Origin of the sequence: Acetobacter fabarum (assembly GCF_029069195.1) — a bacterium.
GTDB lineage: Bacteria > Pseudomonadota > Alphaproteobacteria > Acetobacterales > Acetobacteraceae > Acetobacter > Acetobacter fabarum_A.
Map to the genome: position 1 here is coordinate 1 of NZ_JARDYK010000039.1, position 693 is coordinate 693.

1 pseudogene is annotated in these 693 nt (G+C 56.4%); it reads left to right on the forward strand.

The annotated features are described in order from the left end of the window. Positions 1-505 (forward strand): annotated as a pseudogene (locus PY793_RS14105) (hypothetical protein); the annotation flags it as partial. Positions 506-693 lie beyond the last annotated feature (188 nt).

A 693-nucleotide genomic window follows, 5' to 3' on the forward strand; every position in this document is an offset into this window, starting at 1 on the left:
AGACAAGGGTCTCGGGGGCATGCCCCCGAGACCCTTGTCATCCCATCAACCCCAAGCCATAAAAAACGGGAACTCTCCTTTTGAGTGGATACAAAAAGGGGGGCACGTCATCCCCGACGATGTGCCGGACCTGCTGCCGAGTGCCTCGGCGATCTACGCCCGGAAAGTCGGTCGTCTGACCGACGCCCTCAACCGCCCCGAGGAACGGCTGGAAGCCGCCGAGGCGCTGCGGGCACTGATCGAGAAAGTCGTCCTCACTCCCGGCCCGAACCGGGGCGAGATCGACGCGATGCTGTATGGGGAATTGGGGACGATCCTGAACTGGATCGAGCGGCAAGCCATTGGAAAGGCTGAAAAAAGAAACACTCCCGGAGCTTTGCTCACGGGAGTGTCGGTATCGGTGATTGCGGGGGCAGGATTGGTTCTCAACTTGCGACAACCGCAAGTTGAGAACCAATCGGGTCTAGTAGGCTGTTTTAATGAACTTTTTTCGGCACACGCATGACCTCTTACTAAAATAAATGTCCCCTGCCCTCCTAAAGCGTGGAGCTTATGCATCCAAAGCTATGTCCGCTTACGCCTAATTCTGTTGAAAAAGTCGCTTGCTGTGTCGGGCGGATCTGGGTTTGTGATAAGTTTGATGCGGCTGTCTCCTTCAGGTGGCCCTCTGGAGGGAGATGGCTGGCATCAGCT